23 protein-coding genes and 2 pseudogenes are annotated in these 26,954 nt (G+C 67.3%); 10 read left to right on the forward strand and 15 right to left on the reverse strand.

What is annotated here, in order from left to right; translation table 11 throughout:
* Window positions 1-82: 82 nt before the first annotated feature.
* Window positions 83-511 (reverse strand): hypothetical protein, encoded by a 429-nt coding sequence (locus tag ACH4T9_RS01000; protein ID WP_396669168.1) that lies wholly within the window; start codon window positions 509-511, stop codon window positions 83-85.
* A gap of 151 nt (window positions 512-662) precedes the next feature.
* Here ACH4T9_RS01000 and ACH4T9_RS01005 point away from each other — a divergent pair, with 151 nt between their 5' ends.
* Entirely contained in the window at window positions 663-863 is a 201-nt protein-coding gene (locus tag ACH4T9_RS01005) for a hypothetical protein (RefSeq protein WP_396669169.1), read from the forward strand.
* 14 nt (window positions 864-877) lie between these two features.
* Here the strand turns inward: ACH4T9_RS01005 and ACH4T9_RS01010 are convergent, their stop codons facing one another.
* The 3 genes from ACH4T9_RS01010 to ACH4T9_RS01020 all read right to left on the reverse strand — a co-directional run bounded on the left by ACH4T9_RS01010 (window position 878) and on the right by ACH4T9_RS01020 (window position 2,459).
* Window positions 878-1,603 (reverse strand): GntR family transcriptional regulator, encoded by a 726-nt coding sequence (locus ACH4T9_RS01010; protein WP_396669170.1) that lies wholly within the window; start codon window positions 1,601-1,603, stop codon window positions 878-880.
* Between the two features lie 357 nt (window positions 1,604-1,960).
* Entirely contained in the window at window positions 1,961-2,194 is a 234-nt protein-coding gene (locus ACH4T9_RS01015) for a hypothetical protein (protein WP_396669171.1), read from the reverse strand.
* Window positions 2,187-2,459: a hypothetical protein gene (locus tag ACH4T9_RS01020; protein WP_396669172.1), complete on the reverse strand. Its 273-nt coding sequence runs from the start codon at window positions 2,457-2,459 to the stop codon at window positions 2,187-2,189. Before ACH4T9_RS01020 ends, ACH4T9_RS01015 begins: the two co-directional genes overlap by 8 nt.
* 367 nt (window positions 2,460-2,826) lie before the next feature.
* On the opposite strand from ACH4T9_RS01020, the gene ACH4T9_RS01025 reads away from it, so the two are divergent.
* Together ACH4T9_RS01025 and ACH4T9_RS01030 are read left to right on the forward strand one after the other, a co-directional pair.
* On the forward strand, window positions 2,827-4,050 hold the full coding sequence (locus ACH4T9_RS01025) for a helix-turn-helix domain-containing protein (RefSeq protein ID WP_396669173.1): 1,224 nt from the start codon (window positions 2,827-2,829) through the stop codon (window positions 4,048-4,050).
* 24 nt (window positions 4,051-4,074) lie between these two features.
* On the forward strand, window positions 4,075-4,542 hold the full coding sequence (locus ACH4T9_RS01030) for an NUDIX domain-containing protein (protein WP_396669174.1): 468 nt from the start codon (window positions 4,075-4,077) through the stop codon (window positions 4,540-4,542).
* 208 nt (window positions 4,543-4,750) lie between these two features.
* Here ACH4T9_RS01030 and ACH4T9_RS01035 read toward each other — a convergent pair whose 3' ends face one another.
* The 3 genes from ACH4T9_RS01035 to ACH4T9_RS01045 all read right to left on the reverse strand — a co-directional run bounded on the left by ACH4T9_RS01035 (window position 4,751) and on the right by ACH4T9_RS01045 (window position 9,947).
* Window positions 4,751-5,236, reverse strand: coding sequence for a hypothetical protein (locus ACH4T9_RS01035; protein ID WP_396669175.1), 486 nt, complete (start codon window positions 5,234-5,236; stop codon window positions 4,751-4,753).
* Between the two features lie 248 nt (window positions 5,237-5,484).
* Window positions 5,485-8,037: a DEAD/DEAH box helicase gene (locus ACH4T9_RS01040; protein WP_396669176.1), complete on the reverse strand. Its 2,553-nt coding sequence runs from the start codon at window positions 8,035-8,037 to the stop codon at window positions 5,485-5,487.
* On the reverse strand, window positions 8,034-9,947 hold the full coding sequence (locus ACH4T9_RS01045; RefSeq protein ID WP_396669177.1) for a site-specific DNA-methyltransferase: 1,914 nt from the start codon (window positions 9,945-9,947) through the stop codon (window positions 8,034-8,036). The genes ACH4T9_RS01040 and ACH4T9_RS01045 overlap by 4 nt, the downstream gene beginning before the upstream one ends.
* Window positions 9,948-11,730: 1,783 nt before the next feature.
* Between ACH4T9_RS01045 and ACH4T9_RS01050 the strand changes: the two genes are divergently transcribed.
* Both ACH4T9_RS01050 and ACH4T9_RS01055 read left to right on the forward strand, forming a co-directional pair.
* Window positions 11,731-12,192, forward strand: coding sequence for a hypothetical protein (locus tag ACH4T9_RS01050; RefSeq protein ID WP_396669178.1), 462 nt, complete (start codon window positions 11,731-11,733; stop codon window positions 12,190-12,192).
* A gap of 328 nt (window positions 12,193-12,520) precedes the next feature.
* Window positions 12,521-12,793, forward strand: a pseudogene (locus tag ACH4T9_RS01055) (hypothetical protein); the annotation flags it as partial.
* A gap of 1,153 nt (window positions 12,794-13,946) precedes the next feature.
* On the opposite strand, the gene ACH4T9_RS01060 reads toward ACH4T9_RS01055, so the two are convergent.
* The gene (locus tag ACH4T9_RS01060; RefSeq protein WP_396669179.1) at window positions 13,947-14,402 is read right to left on the reverse strand and encodes a hypothetical protein; all 456 of its coding nucleotides are present in this window, start codon (window positions 14,400-14,402) and stop codon (window positions 13,947-13,949) included.
* Window positions 14,399-14,599 carry a hypothetical protein gene (locus tag ACH4T9_RS01065; RefSeq protein WP_396669180.1) on the reverse strand — a complete coding sequence of 67 codons (201 nt, stop codon included), beginning with the start codon at window positions 14,597-14,599 and terminating at the stop codon, window positions 14,399-14,401. Before ACH4T9_RS01065 ends, ACH4T9_RS01060 begins: the two co-directional genes overlap by 4 nt.
* A 537-nt stretch (window positions 14,600-15,136) precedes the next feature.
* Here ACH4T9_RS01065 and ACH4T9_RS01070 point away from each other — a divergent pair.
* Window positions 15,137-15,511, forward strand: a complete 375-nt coding sequence (locus ACH4T9_RS01070) for a hypothetical protein (RefSeq protein WP_396669181.1) — start codon at window positions 15,137-15,139, stop codon at window positions 15,509-15,511.
* Between the two features lie 256 nt (window positions 15,512-15,767).
* On the opposite strand, the gene ACH4T9_RS01075 is transcribed toward ACH4T9_RS01070, so the two are convergent.
* The 3 genes from ACH4T9_RS01075 to ACH4T9_RS01085 all read right to left on the reverse strand — a co-directional run bounded on the left by ACH4T9_RS01075 (window position 15,768) and on the right by ACH4T9_RS01085 (window position 17,958).
* On the reverse strand, window positions 15,768-15,935 hold the full coding sequence (locus tag ACH4T9_RS01075; RefSeq protein WP_396669182.1) for a hypothetical protein: 168 nt from the start codon (window positions 15,933-15,935) through the stop codon (window positions 15,768-15,770).
* A 437-nt stretch (window positions 15,936-16,372) separates the two neighbouring features.
* Window positions 16,373-17,158 carry a sulfotransferase domain-containing protein gene (locus tag ACH4T9_RS01080; protein ID WP_396669183.1) on the reverse strand — a complete coding sequence of 262 codons (786 nt, stop codon included), beginning with the start codon at window positions 17,156-17,158 and terminating at the stop codon, window positions 16,373-16,375.
* Window positions 17,159-17,181: 23 nt separating this feature from the next.
* Window positions 17,182-17,958, reverse strand: a complete 777-nt coding sequence (locus ACH4T9_RS01085; RefSeq protein ID WP_396669184.1) for a class I SAM-dependent methyltransferase — start codon at window positions 17,956-17,958, stop codon at window positions 17,182-17,184.
* A gap of 782 nt (window positions 17,959-18,740) precedes the next feature.
* Here ACH4T9_RS01085 and ACH4T9_RS01090 point away from each other — a divergent pair.
* Together ACH4T9_RS01090 and ACH4T9_RS01095 are read left to right on the forward strand one after the other, a co-directional pair.
* The gene (locus tag ACH4T9_RS01090) at window positions 18,741-20,348 is read left to right on the forward strand and encodes an amidohydrolase (RefSeq protein ID WP_396669185.1); all 1,608 of its coding nucleotides are present in this window, start codon (window positions 18,741-18,743) and stop codon (window positions 20,346-20,348) included.
* A gap of 90 nt (window positions 20,349-20,438) precedes the next feature.
* Window positions 20,439-21,305 (forward strand): helix-turn-helix domain-containing protein, encoded by an 867-nt coding sequence (locus tag ACH4T9_RS01095; protein ID WP_396669186.1) that lies wholly within the window; start codon window positions 20,439-20,441, stop codon window positions 21,303-21,305.
* A 77-nt stretch (window positions 21,306-21,382) separates the two neighbouring features.
* On the opposite strand, the gene ACH4T9_RS01100 is transcribed toward ACH4T9_RS01095, so the two are convergent.
* Window positions 21,383-22,231: an SDR family oxidoreductase gene (locus ACH4T9_RS01100; RefSeq protein ID WP_396669187.1), complete on the reverse strand. Its 849-nt coding sequence runs from the start codon at window positions 22,229-22,231 to the stop codon at window positions 21,383-21,385.
* 235 nt (window positions 22,232-22,466) lie between these two features.
* Between ACH4T9_RS01100 and ACH4T9_RS01105 the strand changes: the two genes are divergently transcribed.
* Window positions 22,467-24,242: an adenylyl cyclase gene (locus ACH4T9_RS01105; protein WP_396669188.1), complete on the forward strand. Its 1,776-nt coding sequence runs from the start codon at window positions 22,467-22,469 to the stop codon at window positions 24,240-24,242.
* Between the two features lie 174 nt (window positions 24,243-24,416).
* On the opposite strand, the gene ACH4T9_RS01110 is transcribed toward ACH4T9_RS01105, so the two are convergent.
* Both ACH4T9_RS01110 and ACH4T9_RS01115 read right to left on the reverse strand, forming a co-directional pair.
* A complete protein-coding gene (locus ACH4T9_RS01110) occupies window positions 24,417-25,013 on the reverse strand; it encodes a ClpP family protease (protein ID WP_387019367.1) in 597 nt (198 codons plus the stop codon).
* Between the two features lie 405 nt (window positions 25,014-25,418).
* Window positions 25,419-25,670 (reverse strand): annotated as a pseudogene (locus ACH4T9_RS01115) (helix-turn-helix domain-containing protein); the annotation flags it as partial.
* A gap of 184 nt (window positions 25,671-25,854) precedes the next feature.
* On the opposite strand from ACH4T9_RS01115, the gene ACH4T9_RS01120 reads away from it, so the two are divergent.
* Window positions 25,855-26,871: a potassium channel family protein gene (locus tag ACH4T9_RS01120; RefSeq protein ID WP_396669189.1), complete on the forward strand. Its 1,017-nt coding sequence runs from the start codon at window positions 25,855-25,857 to the stop codon at window positions 26,869-26,871.
* Window positions 26,872-26,954: the final 83 nt, after the last annotated feature.

A 26,954-nucleotide genomic window follows, 5' to 3' on the forward strand; every position in this document is an offset into this window, starting at 1 on the left:
ACGGTGAGGGATGGGAGAGCGCGGGACGGGTCGGGACTCTTGGCGGGGAAACGACCCGCCCCGCGCGCAGAACAAGAGCCGGTCAGGCAGCCACCGCACCCGGCGCACTCGACGCCGGGCGGATGGCGGTGGCGCGCAGGGAGTACGCCATCCGGGAGCGGCAGTCACCCGAGGAGCGGCCCGGCTTGCACCGCTGCGAATCGACGTACGGGGTCAGGGTCAGGCCCTCGAACTCCACCGCCGGCGGGTAACCCGGCACCGTCGACGGCGGCGGCACCGGCTGCTGCGCCGCGACAACCTTGACCTTCGCCTCCGTCGACCGGCCGAACTTCCCGGCCTCCGGGTCGAGGTCCATCACCCGCACCAGCCAGACCCGCTCCCCGGTCTCCTTGTCTCGCGCCTGGTTGTCCGCCTCACCCCGCCGCTCAAAGTCGATCTGCGGCGACACCCCGAGGCAAAGCGCCCCGGCGGGGAACACGTACTCGGACGGAACCGGCACCTTCAACGTCATCGGAACCACTTCGGCAGCCTCCTAGCCTCACCAGTCGTCTTCCTGACAACCGGTTGAGCTAACAAGCTACGTCAGCTTGTAAGCACAAGCAAGGTCAGAGGTGAATCGATTGCACAATGTGGAGAGCTGGCCCCGGGTATCCAGGGCCGGCATGGAGGAGGACGTCATGTCAGAGCGGGTGACAGCCGAGCGTCTGACGCTGCTGGACACGGTGGACCGCTGGTTCCGCCTGGACCAGCCAGTGTTCGTCGAACACGGGCAGACCTACTGGGTCGACCGCACGACGAACGAACTGTGCGTCGATCGGGGAGACGGGCGAGTCACGCGGACCGCCGGTGAGATGTGCCGCTGAGCTGACGCAGCGGATCAGGACAGGGCGTAGGTGTCCTCGATCTCGTGGCGGCTGCCCGGCATCACCAGCACCGACGTCATGATCGGATTGCCGGACGCCTGGTGGACGGTGATGACGACGCTCATCACCGACTCGTCGGCCGGCACCTTCAGGGCCTCTGCCTCGATGTCGCTCACGCGGCGGGCGGTCATTCGTTCGGTGGCGTAGTCGGCGCGTAGGCCCTTGTGGCGGGCGATGAGGTCGAGCAGTCCGCCCGGGATCGGGTCCGGCTTGATGATGTCGGTACCGACCGCGATGTCCACCGGCACGAACGTGGCCACCAGGTCCACCGGCCCCGCCTCCGAGACGGTCCGGCGGCGCCGCTCGTAGACCGGCGTGCCCTCGGGGATCTTCAACTCCGCCGCGATCCGCGGCGAGGCGAGTACCGGGCCGACGTGCAGGATCTCCGTCTCCCCGGTCTCGTCCAGCTCGACGGCGTCGCGGGCGTAGTCGGGCGAGGTGCGGCCGGATGCGGGCCGGCCGCGTACGAAGCTGCCCTTGCCCTGCTGCGACTCGATCCAGCCGTCCTGCTTGAGGATGCCCAGCGCCTTGAGCACCGTCGGACGGGACACCCCGAACTCCGTACAGAGCTGGTTCTCCGACGGCAGTGCCGCACCGGGCGCGTAGTCGCCGTCCTCAATACGCTTCCGCAGCGTGTTCAACACGCGCAGGTACTTCGGCGTCGGAATCTCGTACGCCATCGCGGGCCACCCCACCTATGAATACTGCATGAATCACAGCAGCTTATGAGTTGTGTGCATGACAGAACAAGTCAGGTCAGCCGTCCGGCGTCACACGCTCCACCGCTGCGGCCAGCCAGCCTGACCAGGAAGACGAGGCCCCCACCTGCTCCGGTCGCGACGACCCCGGCCAGCGGCGCGGAAGGCAGCCGTACCGGCCGAACACCCGCAACGCCACCCGCCGGGAAGAGCACGACCCTTCCTCCCCACAGCCGGCGCAGCGCCCGTCCGCGCTCGACGACGTGTGCTGGTCAAGCTGCCCTTGCGCTGCCCGGAGCTGGGCACGCGCCGCACCAGATAGGTACGTGGTCACCGGCCCTAACCTTTGGGCAGCAGCTTGCTCGCGTGTACCAGGATCTGCGTCTGCGGACCCCGGCGGCCGGACGGACTAAGCCGGACACCTTCGACCCAGATCCACTCGTCGTGGGGCGGGCGGTTGACCACCAGCCGGACCCCGGTCACCCACAGCGTCACCGGCCCGTCCGACGGTAGGAGACGATCCGTTGCTTCGATCTTCAGCACCGCGCCGAGTTGTATCCGGACGTCAAACACCGCGTCTCCTCATCACCGGCGCCACATTGCGAGGCGGCGCACTGTCGGTCTTGCGTCGTTGAATCTGTAGGCCGGCGATCTGTACGAAGACCTCCCGCCGCGCCAGCGCGTTACCGGTGGCCAGGTCGATGGAATAGCCGGTGAGCCACACCCAGCCGTAGTACGTCGGCGTGTCGTCCACCGACGTCACCCGCAGCCACAACGCGCGGTCCCCGGCGAACTGCACCGACGCCCGGCCGTCGACCAGCACCAGGTCACCCGGCACCGGCACACCCGGCCGGGACGGCGCAGGGTGCGGGGCACCGGGGCGGGCGGGCCATTCACGGGCCGCCGTTCGGGTCGCGGCCCCACACCAGCACCCACCCCGGGCCAGCCTCAGCAGGTCGCCGAACGACCGGAACCCGCACAGTCCAGGCAGGACCGCCGGGCCAGGGAACGAGTCCGCTCCGACCCCCGCCCCAATCCCCGGATGGCGGTGCGGGCAGAGGTGTACTTCCAGCCCGCGCCCGAGCAGGATTGGCAGTCAGTCGATACGTTCAGCCCCGTCATGAAGACAGGCTGTGGCACAAACCGCCCGGTAACCCGGAAAATCCTTCCGGGGTCGAGGCCGACCGAGGGGAGACAGTGAACCGGTGAACGGGACGACTAACCACCTGACCATCGGCGAGCGCGTCGCCTGGTACCGCTACCGGCGCGGCCTATCCCAGGAAGTCCTAGCCGGACTCATCGGCCGTACCGCCGACTGGCTCGGCAAAATCGAAAACAACCGGATCGAGCTGGACCGGCTCTCCGTCATCAAGTCACTCGCCGAAGTCCTGGACGTCTCCCTCGGCACTCTTCTCGGCGAACCCCTACTGCTCGACTGGACCGGCGAGAGCGGCAACGAGACCGTCCCCGCCCTCCGCGCCGCTCTGATGGACTACCGCGCCCTCGGCCCATTCCCGGACGGCACGGACACTGCGCCACCGAGCGTCACCGTCCTCAAGAAGGAGGTAGGCATCCTCTGGGACGCCTACCAAGGCTCCCGATTCGGGTACGTCACCGGTTGCCTTCCCGAGTTGCTCCACCGCGCCCAGGCCGCCGCCGACCACCACGACGGCGACGACCGGGACCAGGCCCGCCGGCTGCTCGGCCTGGCCTACCAACTCGCCGCCACCCAGCTCACCAAGCTCGGAGAAACCGACCTCGCGTGGATCGCCGCCGACCGCGGCTTGACCGCCGTCCGATCCACCGGCGACCCGCTCATCACCGGCTCCCTGTTCCGATCCGTCGGCCACGCCCTGCACGCCACCGGCCGCTACACCGAAGCCGTACGCCTCACCGAAGACGCCGCCGGCTACCTTGAGCCCCACCTCAAGCACGCCACACCGGCGCTGCTCTCCGTCTACGGAACCCTGTTCCTGTCCGGCTCGATGGCCGCCGCCCGAGCCAACGACGCCACCACCACCCGCACCTTCCTTGCCGCCGCAGACCACGCTGCCGGCCAGCTCGGCGCGGACGCCAACCACCTCTGGACGGCGTTCGGCCCGACCAACGTCGCCATCCACCGCGTCGCCACCGCCGCCGAGCTGGGAGACCTGCAAGTCGCCATCGACCTCGGCCCCCGCGTCGACACCACCGGCCTACCGATGGAACGCCGGGTGCGACACGCCCTCGAAGTCGCCCGCGCCTACAGCTCATGGAACCGGGTCGACGACGCCCAGGCCGTCCTACTCGACGCCGAACAGATGGCACCGGAGCAGGTCCGACACCACTTCCTCAGCCGGCAACTCGCCCTGACCTGGGTACGCCGACAGCGCGGCAAGCCCTCCGCCGAACTGGTCGGACTGGCACGCCGGCTCAAGGTGCTCGACTGAACCTAGCCCATCTAGGCTGCCCTGGTGACGGCCAACGAGATGCCACCCATGGCAACCCCACGCGTCGCCGCCGGCGCCCTCTTCTTCAACGACGATGGCCACGTGCTCCTCGTACGCCCCAGCTACAAGAAGCACTGGGACATCCCCGGCGGCTACGTCGAGCCAGGCGAGTCACCGCGTGCGGCGTGCATGCGCGAGATCGAGGAGGAACTCGGCCTCACCACCGCCGTCGGCCCCATGCTCGTCGTCGACTGGGCGCCGGCCGAGTACGAAGGAGACAAGCTCCTCTTCATCTTCGACGCCGGATCTCTCACTACGGAGCAGGAACAGGCCATCCGCTTCGTGGACGGAGAACTCACCGAATGGCGTTACGTGGCAGCAGATGGGCTGGACCATCACGGGCCGCCTCGACTCACTCGCAGGCTTCGTACAGCGATCGCAGCGCGCAACAGCAACAATGCCACCTATGCGGAGCACGGCAACGCCCTCTAGTCCAGAATTCGGCACAGGTTTAAGGCGGCCCTTGAAGGGGCCGCACGCGTCGCCGCTTGGGCGCCCGCCACCGCTACCGTTGATGCTCTGCGGCCATCACGTCGGGCACGCGCAGGGCTGACGACATCAGACCATTTTAGGCAGTTGCTCTGATGATGCCGGAGTTGCGTAGCGAGCAAGTCTGAGCCTCGCGTGACCGCAGCGTGTCCTACCAAGGGTAGGTGGACACCACCTCGCTGCGGTCCCTGAGTAGCGGCGCGAGTTCCTGATCGAGAAGTGCGGCGTCGCCTTCCGACAGGCTTACCAGCGGACGACGGAGGTAGACGCTCCACGATTCAGGCTTAGGAAACGCCCCCAGGAGATGCACGAGCGGCTGTAGCTCCACACCGCCTGGGTAAGCAGCAACGCCACTGATCTGCAGATTGCACCCAGAGTGGAAGGACCGGCCGGCGATCTCAACAGGCTGCTCTAATGCACGTACCGACGAGTCTGCCGTGGCATACGCGAAAAGCCGCCCGCGGTGTCTCGTCGGGTTACTCCAAGCGCCGCGGGTCGAGTACAGGTAGAGGCGATCGCCGGCAGCCAGCGTGCGGACCTCGGCTCGAGGCCTGGCCGGAAAGGCCATCCGCTGCTCCCGTAATACCCAGCCGATCGCGCGCCGTTCACCTAGGACCACCAGATAGGGCCGAGACACACTGAAGATGATACGGGACCGGTCACACGGCGACCACGTCAGGCCCCAGAAAGCGCAAGGGCGGTGCCGACGGGGCCGGGCTGCTGATGGGCGAAGGCCGGTGGCCGAGGACCTGATTAGCACCAAGGCAGGGCTGACCGGAACTGGAGGTTTCCGGTCGAGCGGCTGCCCGGCGGGTACACCGTGGACCCGAACTATCTCGATGGGTACCCGCCGCCAGCCACACGAACGATCGTAAATGGTTGGAGCTACGTTTCGAGCGCCTTAAGGGCCCGCCAGGAGCCCTTGGCCTGCTTGATGTCAGTTTCAGTGACGAGCAGATAATGCCACGGCGAGTCGATGCTGTCGCTTGCGTTGACGTGATTTACCCAGCGTCGCGCTGCAGTCCGCTTCGCCTGTACATCTGCTGAGTCGGCCGCATCATCGCTCTTGATCTCGACCACCCAGTGGTCACCTTCCTCTTCGACCACAATCAGGTCGGCGTTGTATTCGCGGCCGTCCGAGCGCCAAAGGATCGGCAACTCACCCACCTGCAGCCGTACCCAGCAAGCAACATCGTTCGAATCCTCAGCTATGTTTGCGACTGCCCGTTCCGGCTCAGAGTCAAACCAGTCGACACCGTAAAGGCTGCAGCTGAAGGAGTCGTAGGCGAGAAGTTTGCTGAACTTGCCGGTGCGGTCAAGGGCGACCTTGCGTTTGGACTGCCGCGGCTTACCAAGAGCCCGGAGTTCGACAACCTCCTCGAACTGGGGGGCACCAAGGAACCTGCGGTGCTCTACCGTCACCTGCCGAACCAGTCTGGCAGTCGCCCGATCGCCGTATGCTGACAATACTTCTTCTGCTTTGTTAACTCCGATTCCTTCAAGGAAGGCGTCGACGATTCGGTTTGCGGGATGCGCCTGGTTGGCGCGCTTTGGTACCACGGGTGCAGCCAGGATCGCGTCGACCAGGCTCTTGCGCATATCGAGGAGCGGGAGCAGCGAGCTGGATGCCTTTAGACGGTCGGTGGTGGAGCTGGTGACGAGTTCCGTTCGCCGGAGCCCGTCCCGGCCGGTCACGATGCGGGCGGAGACACGCATCCGCCTCAGCTCCGTTTCCGGGTCTGCGGCAATCTGTCTGCCCAGCTTCCGGAAAGCGTCGAGATCAGTAATATCAGCTAGGCTAAACTTGGTTTGGACGGCAGTCATCTTTAGTACGGGTACGATGATTTTCGGCATGCCTTCCAATGGCGCATAAGTCTCTATGATCGTCTGCTGGGTTGCCGCCTGCTTGTCCAGCGCCACATGCCGGCTTTCCAGAGACTCAAGAGCTACGCCGCCCTGCTCATGAGCCTCCTCCGCCGCATCATGACTGTCGTTATTGAGCGGTGGCCCGGTTTCTTCCCGATCGAGAATTACTTGCGGCTTGACCTCTGTAGTCTCGCTCACCGCAACCATTTGACCAGCACTGTTCTGCCGAAGGACAGCACGAGTCCGCTTGTCAATGAACTGCTCATTGAGGACGCCAGCCGTGCGTAGCAGCGCGTCGTATTTCTCGTGCGCAACAACTTCGAGGGTGTCCAGCATTTCAACGTCGGTATACCGCCCGAAGGGAAGCCTCAATCCTCGCCCGAGAGTCTGCTCCGTGAGGACTTTGGAGACCGACGCCCTCATTGAGGCAATGACATAGACGCTCTTTACATCCCACCCCTCCTTGAGCATGCCTACAGAGATGATAATGCGAACGGGGCTTCTAGGATCCTCGACGTCATCGAGTGCGGCCAGAGCTTGCTCCTTCTTCTCGCCCGTAAGGTTCGAGTGAACGACGAGGATCGCGTCTGCCCAACGCCCACGGTCGAACTCCTCGGAACGCAAAATATCGGCAAACTCGTCGGCTTCGGCCGTGTTTTGGGCAACTACCAACATTACAGGGTTTATTGGATCAAGGCTCTGTTCCGCGCAATATGCCGCAGCAGCGGAGGCCTTATAGTCGAGAAGTTTGACGCCGTCGGCAAGTTTGGTGAACGAATCCACACGGTCATCCCTGCGAGCAACAATTACGGGTGTTTTGACCCACCGGTCAGCTATCGCAGCAGCGAGTGGGTAGCGGTAGATGATCTGATCTTCGGGTGTACGCTTATCCGGGGTTGCAGTCAGGCCGATGGCCGCGAACGGGTCTAGGTTGACGATCGCCTCAGAGAAGGCGGGACCGAAGTAGCAATGGTGCTCATCGGCGAATACCACCAGATCGTCAAGCTGCGACAGATGTGCGTAAAAACCGGCGCCCAAGCCTTCCTGAAAAACGTGCGTCTTGCGACCCTGTTTGGTGGTTGGGGCAATGAGCGATTGTACGGTGAAGACGTAGACCTTCGCCCGCGAGTCGTCATCGAGTATTGCACGCGTCGCCGAGGTGTTGAAATTGTTTGACGTGACAAGGTATGGCTTAGATTCCATCCCACCTAGCAGGCTCTTGCGATGGCCCGGCGTGAAATGGCCGACCGTCTTGTCACGAATTGTTGCTCCGGGCGCGATGATGGCAAAGTTGCGTACACCCACGGCCGCCAAATACTCAATTGCGCCCACGACTATGTAGGTCTTTCCAACTCCTGTGGCCGAGTCGATCACGGATTCGAAGGGTGACGACTTCCCTTCTACGTCGTAGTACTGGGCCAACTCAAAGATGAGGCTGTCGAGCGCTTCTTTGTTCGGCGTCCGCAACTCTAGGCGCGATGAAACCGCCTCGAGAGTGTCGAGGTCAATGGGAACGGAAGGGGTCATGGCTCGGGCACCGCCAGCTTCGTTACGAATACCGTTGGCCGTCATTCTGCTGCTACCCTCGGTAGGCTCTCCGGCGAGCTTGCAGCGGCAGTATCAATCATCCGTTCGGCGGCACCCCAGTCCAATACGGAAGCGAGCGCCAGCCTATCCCGTCGCCGGATCCGGTAATCGTCGAGGATGGACGCCGGAACTTTCCTCAAAGAGGAACCGGGCCGGAGCGACCGGAGCGCCACCCGACAATCGGGGTCGATGGCTGTACCGCAGACGAGCATCTTCTCACCGATCGGCAGCTGGTCGGCGAGCAACCGAACGACGCCTTCATTCACAAGGCCGTCGACGACAGCTAGTCGAGTTTTCCCCTTAGTTCCACTGAAGGGCCCATCCGGGGCATAGTCGTAGCCGAACTGGGCGGCGACAGCCTTTCCAAGCGCTTCGTCGGTTGCCCAATCTGCCAGGTATACCCGCTCGTCGATCTCTTCGAACATCGACGAACCAACGTCGAGAACCCGAAACCCGCCACCGCCCGACCACCTTTGCTCGGTGCGAGTCCTCGCCAAGCTGCGAAGCGTAGAGACGACCGACTTGTCGAGATTATCTAGCATGCCATCGGCGTCGAGCGTAGCGATCACGTTCGCCGCCGTCTTGACAGATTCGACCGTTACCCCATCCGGCAATCCCTCATTGATCGCCACAACACGCGTGCTGATTCCCGCGGAATCTCTGCCGGCAATAACTTCGGTGAGCCGCGGAAGCATGAAGTCGGCCACTGTCTTGACAGAGCGCTCCGACGTCACCCATTTCCGCCCAAGCTTGTGCGCAGCCGCAGCAGTGGTGCCGGAGCCACCGAAGACATCAAGAACGATGTCGCCCGGTTCCGTTCCCATCGAGAGGATGCGTTCTATTAAGGCTTCGGGCTTTTGCGTATCATATCCCCGGCGTTCTTTCGAGGAGTTCGCCACTCTCGGTATGTCGTCCCAGAGGTCCCCCATAGCGATTCCGCTGGACTCAGTCAAGTACCGCTTGAACTTCGGCACGCTGTTTTCGCCTTGCGGCCAGTGGACATAGCCAGCGACGTCGAGTAGGTCAAGTCGCTGTCGCGTAGGTAGAGAAAGTGCCTCGCCATCATTCACCCCAGGAACGGTTGGCGCTGCCCAGTGGCGGTTCCGCCCACCCGGAGGCCGCCCCCGCCACGGCAGGCCGGAGTCTCCGCTACGCGCTCCAGGGGCAGCCAGGTCCCCTAGCATGTATCTTCCCCGCTCGTCCCGATGGCGGTACTCCGTTGCCAAGTGCTTGTCGCTAAGTGGCCCGTAGAGGGGCTTCAGTCGAGCCTGCTCACTGCGGCCATATACGAGGATCGTGTCGCACATTGTGCCCATGCCGCGCTTAGCAGCTGACTTTCCGCTCGTCCGTTTCCATACTACTTGGCTGATGAACGCGGCCGCGCCGAGTACTTCATCCAGCACACATCTCATCCGGTGCACCTCTGAATTGTCCAGGTGAACCCATAACGTCCCATCGTGAGAGAGCAACTCAGCAAGCTGAACTACTCGGTCACGCATCATCGTTAGCCACACCGAGTGCTCTAGTGCGTCGTCATATTGAGAGAACGCCTGGCCGGTATTGAACGGTGGATCGATGTAGACGAGTTTGACCTTACCTGCGTATTCACGCGCGAACTCGGGTATGCGCACCAACGCGTTGAGGGCATGTAGTGCATCACCGCGAATCAGCAGATTATCCGTAGCCCGCCTCAAATCCGAGGCGGTCTCTCCAACCTTCGCGACGTCGTGCAGGAGACGCACCTCGGACACTCGGTAGTCGGCAGGATCGACCCACTCGTAGCTCTGATCCTCATGCGCCAACAAGGTCTTTGACTTGTTGGTCCACGTGAGCTCGAGACGGCCAGAGTGCCTGCCGCCTGCCTGAGGGTCGTGCCGGTGGTCCTTTGCCGTCATCCGCAGCCGTCCTAGTGATCTCATGTGGTAGCAACCTGCTGCAGGTTAGCGGCCCTGAGCGTTGCTCACGATCCCTCGGCCGTCCATAGTGGCCGTCCTTTGGGTTGCTTCGGAGCGCTGCTGGCTTAAGGTCCGGCGTTCACGACCGTCCGGTGTAGAGGGCCAGCTACTGGCGGTGGCGAGGCAGCCGGAGGGCGGCTCAAAATAGACCAAAGCCGTCCCTGGACGCCAGAAAGCGTCGGCCGGCGCCACGTCCGCCTGGACTGGTGCCCTCCGTAACCGCCGGGAACCTGTCTGCGCACCCCGGACGGAGGGCCATGCCCCCAATCGTGCGTTTGAGGTCATGGGAGGGCGGGACCTGATCAGCCGTGGCGGTCATGGTCAGACGTGGCGGACGGTCGGCTGCCTCTGACCCGAGCCCTGTAGTCGCCAGCAGACGCTACGACTCGTGCCGGAAGCGCCTTGTAAGCGAGAGGTTAGGAAGCGGCGTGGCAGTGGGAAGGCAATGCCAGCCCTCCATCCGAGTCGGTTCCGAAGGTCACCGGACGACCGCGGCCAACTGCTCCCTGATTTGGTGCGCTACTCGTCCGTAGCGGCCGACGATTCGGTTCGCTTGCCCTGGCGGGATCCTGGTGGGCGGTGCCTGTACGTGAGTCGTCGGCCGACAGCCTGGAAGCGGTAGCACTGCCGAAACGTTCTCATAAGGATCAAGGCGCCGCGCAAGCGCGGCGCATGCCCGGCCGCGCTCGGCCTGCTGGCGGCCTCCGGCCGGCATCGGCCGACGCGGCCGGGCCAGAGCATTCGTGAGCGTGGCGACCTGCAGAGCCTTTCGCTCGCCGCCAAGACTCCAGTGATCCGGATCGACGACAACAGGCTCGGTGCGCGGTTGCATCATCCGGCGGTGATGTGGGGACACAAGGACCTCTGCTGGTAGCCACCGTCCGCGTTCTTCCCCACGTTCGTCCAGAAGGGCTCAGAGTCGGCGAAGTGTCCGCCGAGGGTGTGCCATGCAACGCCGGGATTCTCCGCGCGCAACGCCACCAAGCCAGCCGTAGCCAGCCCGCATCGCTGGTACTGCGGAGCCGTGTATGGATGCTCGACCCAGCCGAGACGGCACTTCTCGCAGATGCGGTAGCCGACCGCAAATGCAAAGTCTCGTTTGCCATCGGCATCCACGTTGGCAGCTCGTTGGCGCCAGCCGGCGCGCTCAGGAGAAATCGTGTCCTGCCACGGGGTTCCCAGGTCCGGAACTACTGGCCAGCCGTGGCGTTGGCCCAGCCGTCCTCGGGTCAACCACTGAAGTACCTCTCGCAGCGGCTCGCGACCGGAGGCGCGCCCAACGTGGCTAGGTGCCAGCTCGACGAGCCGGCGTGCGGCCGACCTGGGGTCCTCGGTGTTCACCATTGGTCCATCGTGCCGCAGTTCGGCTCGACAGCCCTTCGCATGAAACGGCCGTGACGATTGCGGGGGTGGTCGGCCGCCGTCGAGGGCGGGGCAATCGCTGCCGCGCCGCTTCGCGACTTGCCACCGAAGTACGTGGTCAAGGCAAGCGGGACTCGACGCACCCGACGCCCGTACCGTGGGCGGTCACCGCCACCCGCCGATGACCAGGCACCACGGATAGCCCCAGGCAGCCGAGAAAGGGCGACCATACTGGGGTTGCCGTCGTTGCTACGGTTCCCTCATGGAGGACTCCGCAACTGCTACCGCTGTCCTTCGCCCGCTCCTGGGCCGACGCCTGCTTGCTGTGACTGAAGCGCGGTCCTGGGTTGACGATGGTTCGGTGACGGGCACTGAGGGCCTGGTCCACTTCTGGCTGCACTTCGAGGGGCAGCCACCCGTCATGGCTCACGGCTGTGGCGAACGGCTTGACCTGGAAGTCGAGGAGCCTTACCCGTCCTACGACATGCAGGAGTTCGGAAGCACGGTGGTTGGACCAGTCCAGCCCTCGGACCTGTTGGGCGGAGTGATCGGACAACGCCTTATTAATGTCGGGCTCATCCAGGGATACTGCAACCCGCCGGATGTCGGTGGAGTCGTGCTGCGCTTCGATCAGTCGGATCTAGTTATCGCGTCCTTGGGGGACGAGTGGTTCCTTACTCAGGGACCGATACCGGACAAGCTCCAGCAGTACTTGTCGTTCAAGGGTTGGCTGGGCGCCATCGACACCACTGCCGAAAGCCAGCGAGGCCGTAGCCAGGGCCTCACCGAGGATGCGCACAGCCACGGATTATTCACGGACTGATCTTGAGCGGAAGCTGTCGAGCGTGAACCGTTGCAGCAGGTCAGAAGGCCGCACGCGGACTGAGCCGTACTCCATTCCTAAACCGTGTGTCGCAGGTTCGAATCCTGCCGGGGGCACCTCAAAGATCAGCAAAGATGCTATCTGACCAGCGGATACGTCACCGCGTCGATCGGCCGACCTCTGCAGCCGGCTGCCACCCGTAGCCGCCGTTTGCAGCCCTCCGTGCAAAATACGTGCAATGATCTTGGACGCTTGCGGAAGCTTGTTCGGGCAGGTCAGAGCCGTCTCGACGAGCAGCAGCGGAGGTCGGTCTGACAGGATCGCGCCCGTGACGACCCCGCAGCCGATCCCGCCCAGCCACGCCGACCTGGAGGCGCGGTTCGCCGCCATTCTCTCCGGCCGCCAGTCGCGTGACGAGGTGGACCGCTGGGCTACCCGAATCATGCGCGACCTGGAAGGCGTCGAGGTCGACGAGGCGGTGTGGTGGGCGCTCGGAATTCTCGCCGGCATCGACCTACGCCACGGACCGGATGAGCCGTACCTGCATGACGATGCACAGGTGCGCGGGTGGCTCACCGAGTTTCGAGAACTGTGCGGCATCACTGGCTGGACGCCGCCTCGATCCGCTCGTTCATTCGGCTGCGGTCCCCGTCGAGGCACTTCGCATACACCTTGAGCAGCACATCCACCGAGTGCCCGGCCCGTTGCGCGACCTCGGGCGCCGGCAGCCCGGCGTTGAGCCAGAGCGACACCCCGGCGTGCAGCAGACCCTTCAGCTTCGCTTCAACACCCGCTTCAATACAGCAACTGCCGAGACGCTCTCTTTAGGATCGAGGGGCCGCGCAAACGCGGCCCGCCCGCCGCACTCGGCCTGCTGGCGGCCTCCTGCCGGCATCGGCCGGCGCGGCGGGCCGATCGTTCGGCTGGTCAGCATCGGCGGTGCCACCACGGTAGTTCGGGCGACGTCTGCGGATCGTGAAGGCTTCGGCGCAGCAGGACGGCGTCCAAGGCATCAACGAGGGAACGCACCTCACTCCCGGCGCGCGGTGGGAGCATCGTCACGACGTCTTCCAGCATGTCGCGAGCCCAGCCCGCGCCGCAGCAGGAACAGGTGAACTCGGCCTCCCACTGCTTCCATGGACGTCGGATCCCACGTACGTGCACGGACCAAACGTTGATTGCCGCAGCCACGACCCCTGGCATCAGTCGCACGCCTTCAAGCTGCCGAATAGCCGCGTTGGTTGCTCCGGACAGCCCGGGAGTGCTGCGATAACGCACCCACGGTCGGCGCCAGGTCCGCTCCCGCAACCGAAGCGATGCCGGTCTATTACGCGGCATGACCCCTTCGAATGGCATTCATGACGACATCCTGCCAGCCGTACACGGCCACCGCCAGGCCGTGACGATTGCGAGGGTGGCTGGCCGCCGTCGAGGTCAGGGCGATCGCTGCCGCGCCGCTTCGCGGCTTGCCACCTGAGTACGTGGTCCAGGCGCGGTAAGCCGGCGCGGTACGCGAAACCGCCCCCGGCCCACAGGCCGGGGGAAAGCCGAGGCCGGGGGAAAGCCGTACGACGCGCCGGCCAGCCGCGCCGGATCCAAGCGCGTGCCATCCGCGTGCCATCCGCGTGCCTGAAGTCGGTGTCGTGGGCGGTCCTCAACGGGCACCACCGGGCACCGCGATTTCGCCGCCGAGCAGGCACTTCAGACTGACAGGGTCAGCGGATTTCGATCTTCCAAACTGATCCTCAACCGGATTACCTGTACGGGGCGTACTGGATGCTGTGGGACCAACGCCGCCAGAAGGGCAGTGGCAGGCAACCAGCCGGCGCTTCGCCCCCGACCTCGGTCTCCACGGTTCCATCGGCGCGCATGACCGAAATGGCCGATCGACCCGGAGCGAGCACCTGCCGAACCCTGCCGGCGATCACTGAGCGAGCGATGTCTTCGAGTAGGGCGACGTCTTCGGGGCCGGCTCCCAGTTCCCATCGGCCGCCGTAGTCGCCGACCTGCAGGATGAGTTGGTCGGAGAAGTCCGTCCATCCGAAGGCATGAGCATCGGGGTTACGTGGTGTGACGTCGACCGATATCCCGCCCTTGATGCCGACGATCTCCACAGTCGCCACCCCTACCAGCTCCCGTGCCAACTGCCTCGCGATGTTCAAAGTTGGTGTCCAGGACGGCTCGTCGGTGTTGGGGATTACCTGGCTCACGCGGCGCCAGCTCGGCGGGAGGCGCAGAGTTCGGCGAGGAAGTCGTCCAACTCGTCGTCCGACTCGAAGAGGTCGGGCCGGGCCAGGTCGTCGACGGAGGCAGCTGGCCGGATGCCCTGACGACGCGCCAGTTCCTCAGCCGGTACGTGCTCAGCGGTCGGCCACTCGGGCATCTGCTCGGCGCTACTCGACGTCACGGCTCACTTCCCGCATCTCGGACCGTCGCCCATTCTTGCACCTCTGACGTTCAGACGCCGCACGTCACCGCCGGCCGTCAGGCATCCACGCCTGCCGTGCAGAGTGCGTGCAATGATCATTTTTTGGCTGGGCAGGTCAGCCGACGCCGGACGAATCGCGGGCGTCCGCAGCGAGTACGCCATCCGCGAGCGGCAGGCAGCGACGCCCCCGGCAGCGACGCCCCCGGCAGCGGCGCGGCAGGCAGCCGTACCGGCTGGCGCCGAAGGTTGCGTCCAGGGAAGGGGTGTACGACGTGCCCCTCATTGGGCGTGTTGATTAGATGAGAGACGGCCTTCGCGCTGATCCTTTACTACGACGAACTCAGAGAAGGAAGAGAGACCGGAACACCGTCTACCGGTGGTGAACGTCGACAACGGCTCGGGCCCCGGCGACCGCCGCTGTCCCTACCGCCCAGCACCCGGCTAGCTCTACGCACCGGCCGGACGTATCCCAGCCGGTACGTGACGAGTGCCAAAACCAGTTAGGAGGTGCCAACCGTGAACACCATTACCGAGTATGGTTCGGTCGACGTCGCTGTCGAGCTCCCCGAGGGAGCCGAGATGCCGGACCGGCCGTTCTACACCGTCGCCGACCTTGCCGAGATTGGCGCACGCGTGCAGGGCGTCGAGTCGATGCGCAAGGAGACGATCTCTCAGCACCTGTTCGAGTCCCGGGCGGAAATCCGCCGCAAGAGCGGCAAGGTGGAGGCGGGGAAGTATGTCTCGGACCCGTTCCCGGCGCCAGACGACTACGTGGGTAAGGCCCCGTGGTGGGCGAAGCCCCGGGAGTCGGAGATCGTAGCGTGGTTCAAGCGGCACCCGCGTAGACAGGTGGGCGACGGGATCGGCGGCCGGCGGGCGAAGGACTCCTGAGCGGGTAGCGCAGGTCGCCTGTTTTTGCCCCATGCGGTCAGCAGTAGTCATGATCAGGTAGTGCGGAACCGCCGCTGACCGGGCATTCCGGACGCATCGGGTCAGCAGAGAACGATCGCGTGGCGGGAAGGACGCCGGCGGCGTCCGCGAGCTGGCGGCGGTCGCGCCGACGTCCGTACGAGCCGTCAAGGTCCGCATGACGTGGCGGGCCGGGCGGCGACCCGCTCCTCAGCGGGGCCGTCCGGGTCCTCAATGATCAGTGCGGTTCAACGACCTCTCGCAGGATCTTCAACAGGTCCTTCGGCGCGTCCCGCATGAGGTTGTGCCGACTGTCCAGCGCGTACGTCGTCCAGGAGGGCTCCGCGCGCAGCCGGTGGTAGAAGGGGGTGAACGGCGACTCGCCGTCCCACCCGGCTGCGTACACGTAGACCCTGCGCCGGATGTGCGCAAGGTCGCTGGTGGGGCCCGTCGGGCCACGGCGACCGCACGATCTTCGGTTGCCGTGACGATCGCGAGGGTGACCGGTCGCCGCCGAGGCCCGGGCGATCGCTGCTGCGCCGCTACGCGGCTTGCCACCGGGTATCGCGGTCCGGTCTCGCGCGGCGAGCCACCAGGCCGCCCCCTGCCCCCGGGCCCGGAGGCAGGGAGCAGGGGGGGCGGTGAGGCGTACGCCGGTGGACGGCCAGGCACCTCTGTCCACCGTTGTCTCGGCCGTTTCGATTCGTCGCGGATCAGTTTCACGCGGCGCTACCTAATCGTGCACGAGGTCGTTATCCGGCGTCCCGCCGACCGTGCACGAGGTCGTAGGTCAAACTGAGCCGAACGCCAGCGTCGTCGGTTACGTGCATCAAGGGGGCGGCCTCAGAGATATGAGTACTTGGCCAGTACGTCGGCGTGCCGAGCGAGGAAGTAGCTGAGGTGGTCATCGGTAAGGTGGTTCCGCCAGTCTCCAGCGACTCCCTTCCGGAAGTGGCTGCCGTCGTCGGGGACACCCGGCGTCCGGCCGCCGCTCATCCGGGAGAAGCTGTTCGCGTCCAGTACTTCTGCGAGCCTTTCCGCGCCGACCTGCGGCATGAGCCCGAGGAAACGAAGGATCCCGGTGAACCCGCCGACCTCGTCCGCCATCAGGTCTTCCAGTTTCACCTCGAGAACGTCGGGTCGCTGCGACCACTGCCGGAGGTCGTCGAACATCGGTTCGAGGTAGTCCATCACGGCATAGAGGCCCTGTTCCTTGGATATCCCGGCGAGCTGTTGACGGTGCCGGGCCAGGGACGGAAAATCGTCGATGTCGTGTGAGAGAAGGTGCGAGAAATAGGCGGAAACCACGATGTCGCGGGGATCCCGTACCACGTGGAACGATCGCGTGCCCGGTGGGAAGAGATCCACGTGGCGCGGATGCGCGTCGGTGAACGCGAAGAACCGGGCACCGAGACTGAGCCCTGCGGTCAAAGAATCCGCAGCGTAAAGCTGGTCGATCGGTTTTTCATCGGGGTCGAAGACCAGCCATGAACTGTAGGCGACGTACTTGAGCCCCAATCCGGCGCTTAGTTCCTCGAAGACGCGCCGGATCCAGAGGCTTGCGCACTTGTGATGGCCGAAGTACGCGTACACCTGCTCGAACTCCCGCGACACCGGTGCCTGTGCCATCAGGCCGTCTCCTCTCTCGACAGTCAACTTACCGGGTTGTAACCGAGGAGCAGTTGTTGGCGGTATCCCGACTCACTCGGTGACAGCCACCGGCATTCGACGAACCCGGCCGCCTGTGCCAGCGACAGCAGTTCAGCACGAGGCCAGGCCCGGTAGCGGACCAACCGCTCCTTGACCGTCCACTGCGCCTCCGGCTGGCGTGACATCAGGAAGTAGCGGAGCCGGTACACGTCCGTCGACTGCCATTCCCACGCCTGGAAGGCAAGGCGATTGCCGTCGTCCATGATCCTTGGTGCCGTCCCGGTGATTTTGGCCGCGCGGTCGGAATCGTAGTCACGCGTGCTGACCAGCGTTACTCCGCCAGGTCGGAGTCGGCTACGCATTGACGAGAAGGCCTGCAGGATGTCCTCTGGTTCGAGCAGGTGCGAGATCGCGTTTTCAAGCGCCAACACAGCGTCGTAATCAGCCGGCACAACCTCTTCCAGGTGGCGGAAGTCCGCTTGCCGGAACTGGATCTGCGTCCCGAGGCGCTCGGAATTCTTGCCCGCCCGGGCCACGGCCGTCTCGCTAAGGTCGGTTCCGGTGACGGCATAGCCCAGACCGGCGAGTCCGACAGCCTGCGTTCCGATACCACACGCGCAGTCAAGTATCCGGCGGGCCGGGAACGGCAGCACGGATCGAAGAATGACGTCGAGCCTGCCGGCCTCGTCACGCGTATGATCTTCCCAGTCCGAATACAGAAGTTCGTAGTCCGGCGCGAGGCTGTCGTAAAAGTCGGTTACTTCTTCTTGTTGTTCCACGGCGCTCTTTCTGTCACGCTGTGCGACTGTTCCCTGACCCGTGACTCAGTTCCGGCCCAGTGATCCAATTGATAACATCTTTCCGTGGAATCCGCGAGCCGTCCCTCCTTGCCGATCCCGGCTCCGGCCTGCACGGGAACGCCGGCACACCCCACCGCGTCACCGGCTCGCCGCACGGGCTACTGACACATCTGCACATGACGCAGACTGCGTCCACGGGAGTGATGTGCGGCTTGCCCGCGATGGGCGTATTGCGCAGATGGGAGACGGTCATCGCGTGGTCCTTCAAGACGACCGAGCCAGGGAAGGAAGAGGAACGCGATGGGCCGCAGCTGAAAGTTCGAACCCTGTTGACCTGCTGCGCGAGCGGATCGAGGGCGTGTCGCCGGTCATGTTGCAGGCGATGATCAAGGCGTTCGCGCAGGCGGTGATGTCCGCCGCGGCAGAGGCGATATGCGGCGCTGGGCCACGGGCAGCGCAGCGATGAGCGGGTCAACGCCCGCAACAGGTGCGGGAGCGGGACACCCGCGTACAGGTCGAGGCGTTCCGCAACCGACCTCTCGATGCCGCCCATGCATCGACAACTGCGGCACGTCACCCCCGTAGCTCTGCGCGACAACACCTGCGGGGCGACCGCAACCAATTCGACAGTCGTCCACAGTCTCAGCGGTTGGACCGGGCACCGCCGGCGACATGCGGCACTCTGCGGACGGTGCCTCGCGTCGGGGAGCCCGTCCTCTAGCATGGTTGGCCCCTGTCCAACCGTCGAAGCAGGCAGCCCCATGACCGGTACGGTTTTCGAGAACGCCCGGATCCACACGCTCGACCCCGCCCGGCCGCGCGCCGAGGCCATGCTGGTGCGCGGCGAGCGGATCGTCGCCGTCGGAAACCGCGACGAGTGCCGGGACCGGGCCGGCGGTGGAGCGCGTCGGGTGGACCTCGCGGGGATGACCGTACTGCCCGGAATGATCGACAGTCACATCCACTCCGCGCTGTACGTGCGCGGCCTGGAGCAGGTGGACCTGCGCGGCACCGCCAGCCTCGACGAGGCGTTGACCCGGATCGGGCGGCACGCCGCCACCCTGCCGCCCGACGCCTGGCTCTTCGGCGGACGCTGGGACAGCCACAAGTGGGCCCGGCCGGTACAGCCGACCCGGGCCGATCTCGACCGGGTCTGCCCGGACCGTCCCGCCGTGCTGCCCAGCATCGACGGGCACACCACCTGGGTCAACAGCGCCGCCCTGCGGCGGCTCGGCATCGACGCCGACACCCCCGACCCGGTCGGTGGGCAGATCGCCCGCGACGAACGCGGCGAGCCGACCGGCATCCTGCGGGAGGCGGCGGGGGACGCGGCCTACGACATCTTGCGCTCCTCCGTCGCCGGGGACATGGTCGAGCAGTTGCGCACCCACCTGCCCCGGTTGCTCGCCGTCGGCCTCACCAGCATCCACGACCTCGACGGGCAGGACTGCCGGGCCGCCTACGAGACCCTGTACGCCCGGGGCGAACTGCCGCTGCGGGTGCACAAGTCGATCCCGTCGACCGCGTTGGACGAGGTGATCGACCTGGGCTGGGCGACTGGCGACGGGGACCGGTGGCTGCGTACGGGACCGGTGAAGATCTTCACCGACGGGGCGCTCGGCTCGCATACCTGCCTGATGAGCGAACCGTACGACGGCGAGCCGGACAACCACGGCATCGCGGTCACCCCGGCGGAGGAGTTCGAGCGGCTGGTGGCGAAGGCGGCCGGGGCCGGCATCGCCGTGGCGGCACACGCCATCGGCGACGCGGCGAACCGGATGGTGCTGCGGGCGTACGCCCGCTGGCAGGAGTCGGCGCGCACCGACCCGACCGTCGCCGGGGCGGTACGGCGGCTGCGGCACCGGATCGAACACACCCAGCATCTTCGGCCGGAGGACGTGCCGCTGCTCGCCCGGCTGGGCGTGATCGCCTCGATGCAGCCGACCCACTGCACCAGCGACATCCCCCTGACCAGCAGGATGCTCGCCGGCCGGGACCTCGCCTCGTACGCCTGGCGGAGCCTGCTGGACGCCGGCGCGACGGTGGCGTTCGGCTCGGACGCGCCGGTCGAGGACCCGGACCCGTTCTACGGAATCCACGCCGCGGTGACCCGGCAGCAGCCCGACGGCAACCCGCCGGGAGGCGTGGACCCGCACGAGCGGCTCAGCCTCGACGCGGCGCTGCGGGGGTTCACCGTCGCCGGCGCGTACGCCTCCTACGAGGAGCACCTGAAGGGGCGACTCAGCCCCGGCATGCTCGCCGACTTCATCGCGCTGCCCGCCGACCCGTACCAGGTCGAGCCTGCGGACCTGCGTGACCTCACGGTGGCGCTCACCGTGGTCGGCGGCGTCGTGCGCTGGCAGCGCTGACCCCACGGCCCGACCGGATCGGGCACAGGATGTCGGGTCCGGCCGGGGTCGTCCTTCCTAGCGTGGTGGGCATCAGAGAGGGAGATCCGGGTGCTGGACCGGCTGAACGAGGCGATGACGTACGTCGAGCGGCATCTCGACCAGCGGATCGAAATGGCCGAGATGGCACGGATCGCCGTCACGTCGGAGTATCACTTCCGGCGGATGTTCTCCGCGCTGGCCGGCATGCCGCTCTCCGAGTACGTCCGGCGTCGACGGCTCACGGTCGCAGCCGCCGAGGTGCTCGCGGGGGAGTCGACGCTGCTCGACATCGCGGTCCGGTACGGCTACGGCTCGGCCGAGGCGTTCGGCCGGGCGTTCCAGGCGGTGCACGGGGTCGGCCCGGGCGAGGCCCGGCGGACGGGCGCGGTGCTGCGGTCCCAGCCCCGGATGTCCTTCCGCCTCATCGTCGAAGGGAGCACCAGCATGCGTTACCGCGTCACCGAGAAGGACGCCTTCCACCTGGTCGGGCGGAAGGCCAGCGTCCCCCTCGTGCACGAGGGGATGAACCCGGCCATCGTCGCGTTCGTCAAGAGCATCGACGCCGGGACGGTCGAGCGGATCGAGGCCCTCTCCGACCAGGAGCCGCGCGGGATCGTCAACGTCAGCGACAAGCTGGGGGACAACCGGGAGGAGGGCGCCGAGCTGGACTACTGGCACGGCGTGGTCACCGGCGTCACCCCGCCGGAGGGCCTGGACGCCATGCCGGTGCCCGCCGGCACCTGGGCGGTCTTCTCCAGCTCGGGCGAGTTCCCGCAGACCCTCCAGAACATCTGGCGGGACGTCTTCACCGAGTGGTTCCCGGCCAACCCGTACCGCAGTCGGCCGGGCCCGGAGATCCTTCAGGCCCGGGTCTCGGCGGACGGCACGCGGGCCGACGCCGAGCTGTGGATCCCGGTGGAGCGGGTCACGTCCTGAGCCGTCCGTCGCCCCGCCCCGCACCGACAGGGCGCGGGGCGGGGCGACGGACGCCGGCAAACGAATCAAAGAAGGGCTCAGAGCGCCGCGCGCAGCGCCTCGGCGAGGGTGGTCGGCCGGCGGCCGATCAGCTTCGCCAGGTCGTCGCCCTCGACGTACAGGTCGCCCTGGGACAGGCCCCGGTCGCTGTCGGCGAGGAGGGTGGCGAACCTCGGGGGGACGCCCGCGCCGGCCAGCACCTCGGCGTACTTCTTTGCCGGCAGGTCGGTGTAGCCGACGGTGCGGCCGGTCTGCCGGGACAGCTCCTCGGCCAGCTCGGTGAGGGTGAACGCCTCGCCGCCGAGTTCGTACACCCGGCCGGCCTCGCCGGCGCCGGTGAGCGCCGCGGCGGCGGCCTCGGCGTAGTCCGCGCGGGTGGCGGCGCTGACCCGGCCGTCGCCCGCCGCGCCGGTCACCCCGTACCGGAGGTACGTCGGGAGCTGGTCGGTGTAGTTCTCCAGGTACCAGCCGTTGCGCAGGATCACGTACGGCAGGCCGGCGGCGGCGATCTCCCGCTCGGTGGCCAGGTGCTCCCCGGCGAGGATCAGGCTGGACCGGTCGGCGTTGGCGACGCTGGTGTAGACGACCAGCCCCACGCCGGCCTCGCGGGCGGCGGCGACGACGTTGCGGTGCTGGGTCTCCCGCTGCCCGACCTCGCTGCCGGAGACGAACATCAGCTTCTCGGCCCCGGCGAACGCGGCGCGCAGCGATGCGGGGTCGGTGTAGTCGGCCCGCCGGGTGACCACCCCGCGTCCGGCGAGGTCCGCGAGCTTGCCGGTGTCCCGGCCGAGCGCCACGATCTCCCCGGCCGGTACGCCCCGACGCAGCAGCGACTCGACGATCAGGCGGCCGAGGTGGCCGGTGGCGCCGGTGACGACGATGGACATGGTGAACTCCTCGAAGGTGTCGATGATCCTCGTTGGGTACCAACAGGGCGCTCTTCCCATCGCTTCCCGTTGGACGCCCACTGATCCTCGCCGGCTGCGGGGGCTGGCGCGTCCGGGCGGGAGGGGGTAGAAACATGGCGATCCCCCAAATCGTGAAGGGATGCCGGACGGCGGATTGAGAGAGCGCTCTCACGGTCGCCCGCCCGGCCCCCACCGCCACCCGACAGGCAGGCCGATGACACCTCGCACCCGCCGCCACCTCCTGGCCTTGGCCACCACCACCGTCTCCCTCGCCGCCGCCGGTCTCGCCCCGGCGTCCGCCCTGGCCCATCCCGGCCACCCCGACGACCGCGACCCGGACCTCGGCCCGTACGTGCACGTCTACGACCCGTCCACCCCGACCGCCGAGATCCAGGCCACCCTCGACGCGATCTTCACGAAGCAGGAACGCAACGAGATGGGCACCGACCGGCACGCGGTGCTGTTCAAGCCCGGCCGGTACGACGTCGACGCGAAGCTCGGCTACTACACCACCGTGGCCGGCCTCGGCCGCTCCCCGGACGACGTCGACATCCACGGGGCGGTCCGGGTCGTCGGACAGCCCGACCCGAACTCGCCGGCCGGCATCTCCGCGCTGACCAACTTCTGGCGCTCGGCGGAGAACCTCTCCGTCACCCCCACCGACTGGTCGAACCAGTGGGCGGTCTCCCAGGCGTCCCCGATGCGCCGCGTGCACGTGCGCGGCACCCTCTGGCTCGAACCGGGCAACGGCGGGTACTCCAGCGGCGGTTACATCGCCGACTCGAAGGTCGACGGAACCACCATCAACGGCTCGCAGCAGCAGTGGCTGACCCGGGACAGCGAGCTCGGCGGCGAATGGAGCAACGGGGTCTGGAACCAGGTCTTCTCCGGCGTGACCGGGGCACCCGCCCAGAGCTTCCCCGACCCCCCGTACACCACGCTCCCGACCAGCCCGGTCACCCGGGAGAAGCCGTACCTGTTCGTCGACGGCAACGACCGGTGGCGGGTGGCCGTACCGGGCCTGCGGCACGACACCGCCGGCATCACCTGGGCGGCCGGCGGCCAACCGACCCCCTCGCTGTCGCTGCGCGACTTCTTCGTCGCCCGGCCCACCGACAGCGCCCAGCGGATCAACCGGGAGCTGGCGCGGGGGCGGCACCTGCTGCTCACCCCGGGCGTGTACCGGCTGGACCAGGCGTTGCGGGTCACCCGGCCGGGCACCGTCGTACTCGGACTCGGCATGCCGAGTCTCGCCCCGACCACCGGCGACGCCGCGCTGCGGGTCGCCGACGTCGACGGGGTACGCGTCGCCGGGCTGCTGGTCGACGCCGGCCAGCGCGAGTCCGCCGTGCTCGTCGAGGTCGGCCGGCGCGACGGCCGCCGGGACCACGCCGCGAACCCGACCTCGCTGCAGGACGTCTTCTTCCGCATCGGCGGCCCCTGGGTCGGCCGGGCCCGGACCAGCCTCGCCGTGCACAGCGACGACACCCTGCTCGACAACATCTGGGCCTGGCGCGGCGACCACGGCAACGGCATCGGCTGGACGGCGAACACCGCCGACACCGGCGTGCTGGTCACCGGCGACGACGTGACGGCGTACGGGCTCTTCGTCGAGCACTACCAGCGGTACCAGACGGTGTGGACCGGCGAGCGCGGCCGGACCGTCTTCTACCAGAGCGAACTGCCCTACGACCCGCCGGGCCAGGCCGCCTGGGCCAGCCCGACCGGTCGCGGCTGGGCGTCGTACAAGATCGCCGACTCGGTGCGCCGACACGAGGCGTGGGGGCTCGGCGTGTATTCGTACTTCAACCAGGGGGTCGACATCCGGGCGGACCGGGCGATCGAGACGCCCCGCCGGCCGGGCGTGCGGTTCCACGACATGATCACCGTCTTCCTCGACGGCAGCGGCGGCATCGAACGTACGGTCAACGACGCCGGCACCCCGGTCGTCGGCACGTTCGGCACCAGCCCGGTGGTCAGCTACCCCTGACCGGACGAGCGTCCGGGCGGACCCGGTGACCGGGTCCGCCCGGACGCGGCTTCAGATACGCGTCGGACACGGCCGAGGGGCGCGCCCGCCGGCCCATCGGTGACCACCGACCGGGCCGCCCCGGCCCGCAAGGTGCACGCCGAGCCGCCCCGTGCCGGCCCGCCGCCGGGGCCGTCACGCCGAGAGTTGGTCGACCCGGGTGAGCACCTTGTCGATCAGGCCGTACTCGCGGGCCTGCTCCGCGGTGAACCACCGGTCCCGGTCCCAGTCCTGCTGGATCTCGTCCAGGCTCCGCCCGCTGTGTCGGGCGATCAGCTCCTGCATGGTGCGCTTGACGTGCAGCATGTTCTCCGCCTGGATGGTGATGTCGGCGGCCGTGCCACCCATCCCGCCGGACGGCTGGTGCATCATGATCCGCGAGTGCGGCAGCGCGTACCGCTTCCCGGCCGTCCCCCCGCAGAGCAGGAACTGCCCCATCGAGCCGGCGAAGCCGAGCGCCAGGGTGGCCACGTCGTTGCGGATGTACCGCATCGTGTCGTACACGGCCATGCCGGCGCTGACCGAGCCGCCCGGTGAGTTGATGTAGAGGTGGATGTCCCGCTCGCTGTCCTCTGCGGCCAGCAGCAGGAGCTGCGCACAGATCTGGTTGGCGGACTCGTCCGTGACCTCGGTGCCGAGGAAGACGATCCGCTCCCGCAGCAACCGTTGGAACACCTGGTCGCCGAAGGCCGGCTGCCCGCCGTCCAGCATCCGTACGTCGTACCTGATCATGTCGACCTCCGCCGCGCCGGTGGGCGATTTCGACCGCCCCGGGGACCGGCCCGTCCAGCGTGCGCCCGCCGGAGGCGGCGACCCCAACGCTTCTGCCGCTGGCAGATTCGCCGACGGCAGAACCGGGCGGGGCACCGGCAGCCGGGCGATGCGGTCGGGCGACGCGGTCGGGCGACGTCCCTAGACGGTCACCGGCCGCCGCAGGCCCGCCGGGGCCCGCCCGCAGCGCACCAACCCGGCGGTACGCGGACCGACGGCGAGCGGCGTACCGCGCAGCGCCCGGTGCACGTCGGCCCCCCGCCGGGCGCCGGTCAGCCGGTCACCAGGCCGCTCCAGCCGGGCCATCCGGTCGCCGGACCGGGGCAGCGGCAGCGCGACGGCGTGCGCCGCCACGGCAGCCCGGGGACCCACCGGGGTGCGCGGCTCGACTCGGCGCAGGTCGTCCCGGGCCTCCTCCAACAAGTCGGACAGGCGGATGCCGAGGGCCCGGCAGATCGCCGCGAGCACCTCCGACGACGCCTCCTTGCGGCCCCGCTCGACCTCGGACAGGTAGGGCAGCGACACGCCGGCCGCCTGGGCGACCTCACGCAGGGTGCGGCCCTGTCTCGTCCTGATCCGGCGGAGCACCCCGCCGATGACCCGTCGCAGCAAAGACATGCGGCCTCACCCCCGGTCGTCTCTCCGCAGACAGCCCCATCATGCCCGGTGCGGGGCCGCCCGGCAGCCCCGGTCCGGCGAGTCAATGCGGCCGGAGGCGTCCCGGTGGCACCCCGGGGTGCGGATCCCCGCGTACCGGCTATGTTGTGCACGTGCAGGCGACGGAGGCGGAGCAGGTTCGACGGTGATCCATTTTCCCGCGCAACGACGGGGCCCGCTGAGCGCGTTGAGCCTGCGCCTCGCCGCCGCACTGGGCCTGGTCCTCGCCGTGGTCGCCGCGGTCTATCTCGACCGGGACGGTTACCGCGACGTCAACGAGGACGGCCTCACCCTCCTCGACTGCTTCTATTACGCGGTGGTCTCCCTCTCCACCACCGGCTACGGCGACATCACCCCGGCCGCGCCGTCCGCGCGGCTGGTCAACGTCCTGTTCGTCACCCCCGCCCGGGTGATCTTCCTGATCATCCTGGTCGGCACCACCCTGGAAGTCCTGACCGAGCAGTACCGGACCGGCCGGCGCCTGTCGCGGTGGAGGAGAAGCGTGAAGGACCACGTCATCATCTGCGGCTACGGCACCAAGGGCCGCAGCGCCGTCTCGGCGCTGTTGGAGAACGGCCTGGACAGGTCCCGGATCGTGGTGGTCGAGCGCAGCCCGACCGCCCTGCGGCAGGCCACCTCGGCCGGGTTGGTCGCGATCGAGGGTTCGGCGACGCGTTCGTCGGTGCTGATCGAGGCGCACGTGAAGAACGCCAAGTCGGTGATCATCGCGACCGACAGCGACGACGCGTCGGTCCTGGTGGCACTCACCGTCAGGCAGCTCACCGCCGGTCAGGTGCGGATCATCGCCGCGGTTCGGGAGGCCGAGAACGCGCCCCTGTTGAAGCAGAGCGGCGCCCACCACGTGATCGTCTCGTCCGCCACGGCGGGGCGGCTGCTCGGCCTGTCGACCTCCGCGCCGCCGCTGATCGACGTGGTGGAGGACCTGCTCACCCCGGGCCAGGGCATGGCGCTGGCCATGCGCTCGGCCGAGCGCAGCGAGGTGGGCCGTTCGCCGCGCGAGCTGGACTCCCTGGTCATCGCGCTGGTCCGCCGGGGCAAGGTGGTCACGCTCAGCGATCGGGCCGGCGCGGTGATCGAGACCGGCGACATGCTCGTGCACGTCCGTGACGACCGCCCCCAGCAGGCGAGCACGCCGGGCTGACGAAAGGGCCCGCAACCTGCGGAGGTTGCGGGCCCTTTCCGTGTCGCGGGGAGGCGGCGACGCCGTGCCGCCGTCAGCGGCGG

It is taken from the genome of Micromonospora sp. NPDC020750, assembly GCF_044334565.1.
Classification (GTDB): domain Bacteria; phylum Actinomycetota; class Actinomycetes; order Mycobacteriales; family Micromonosporaceae; genus Micromonospora.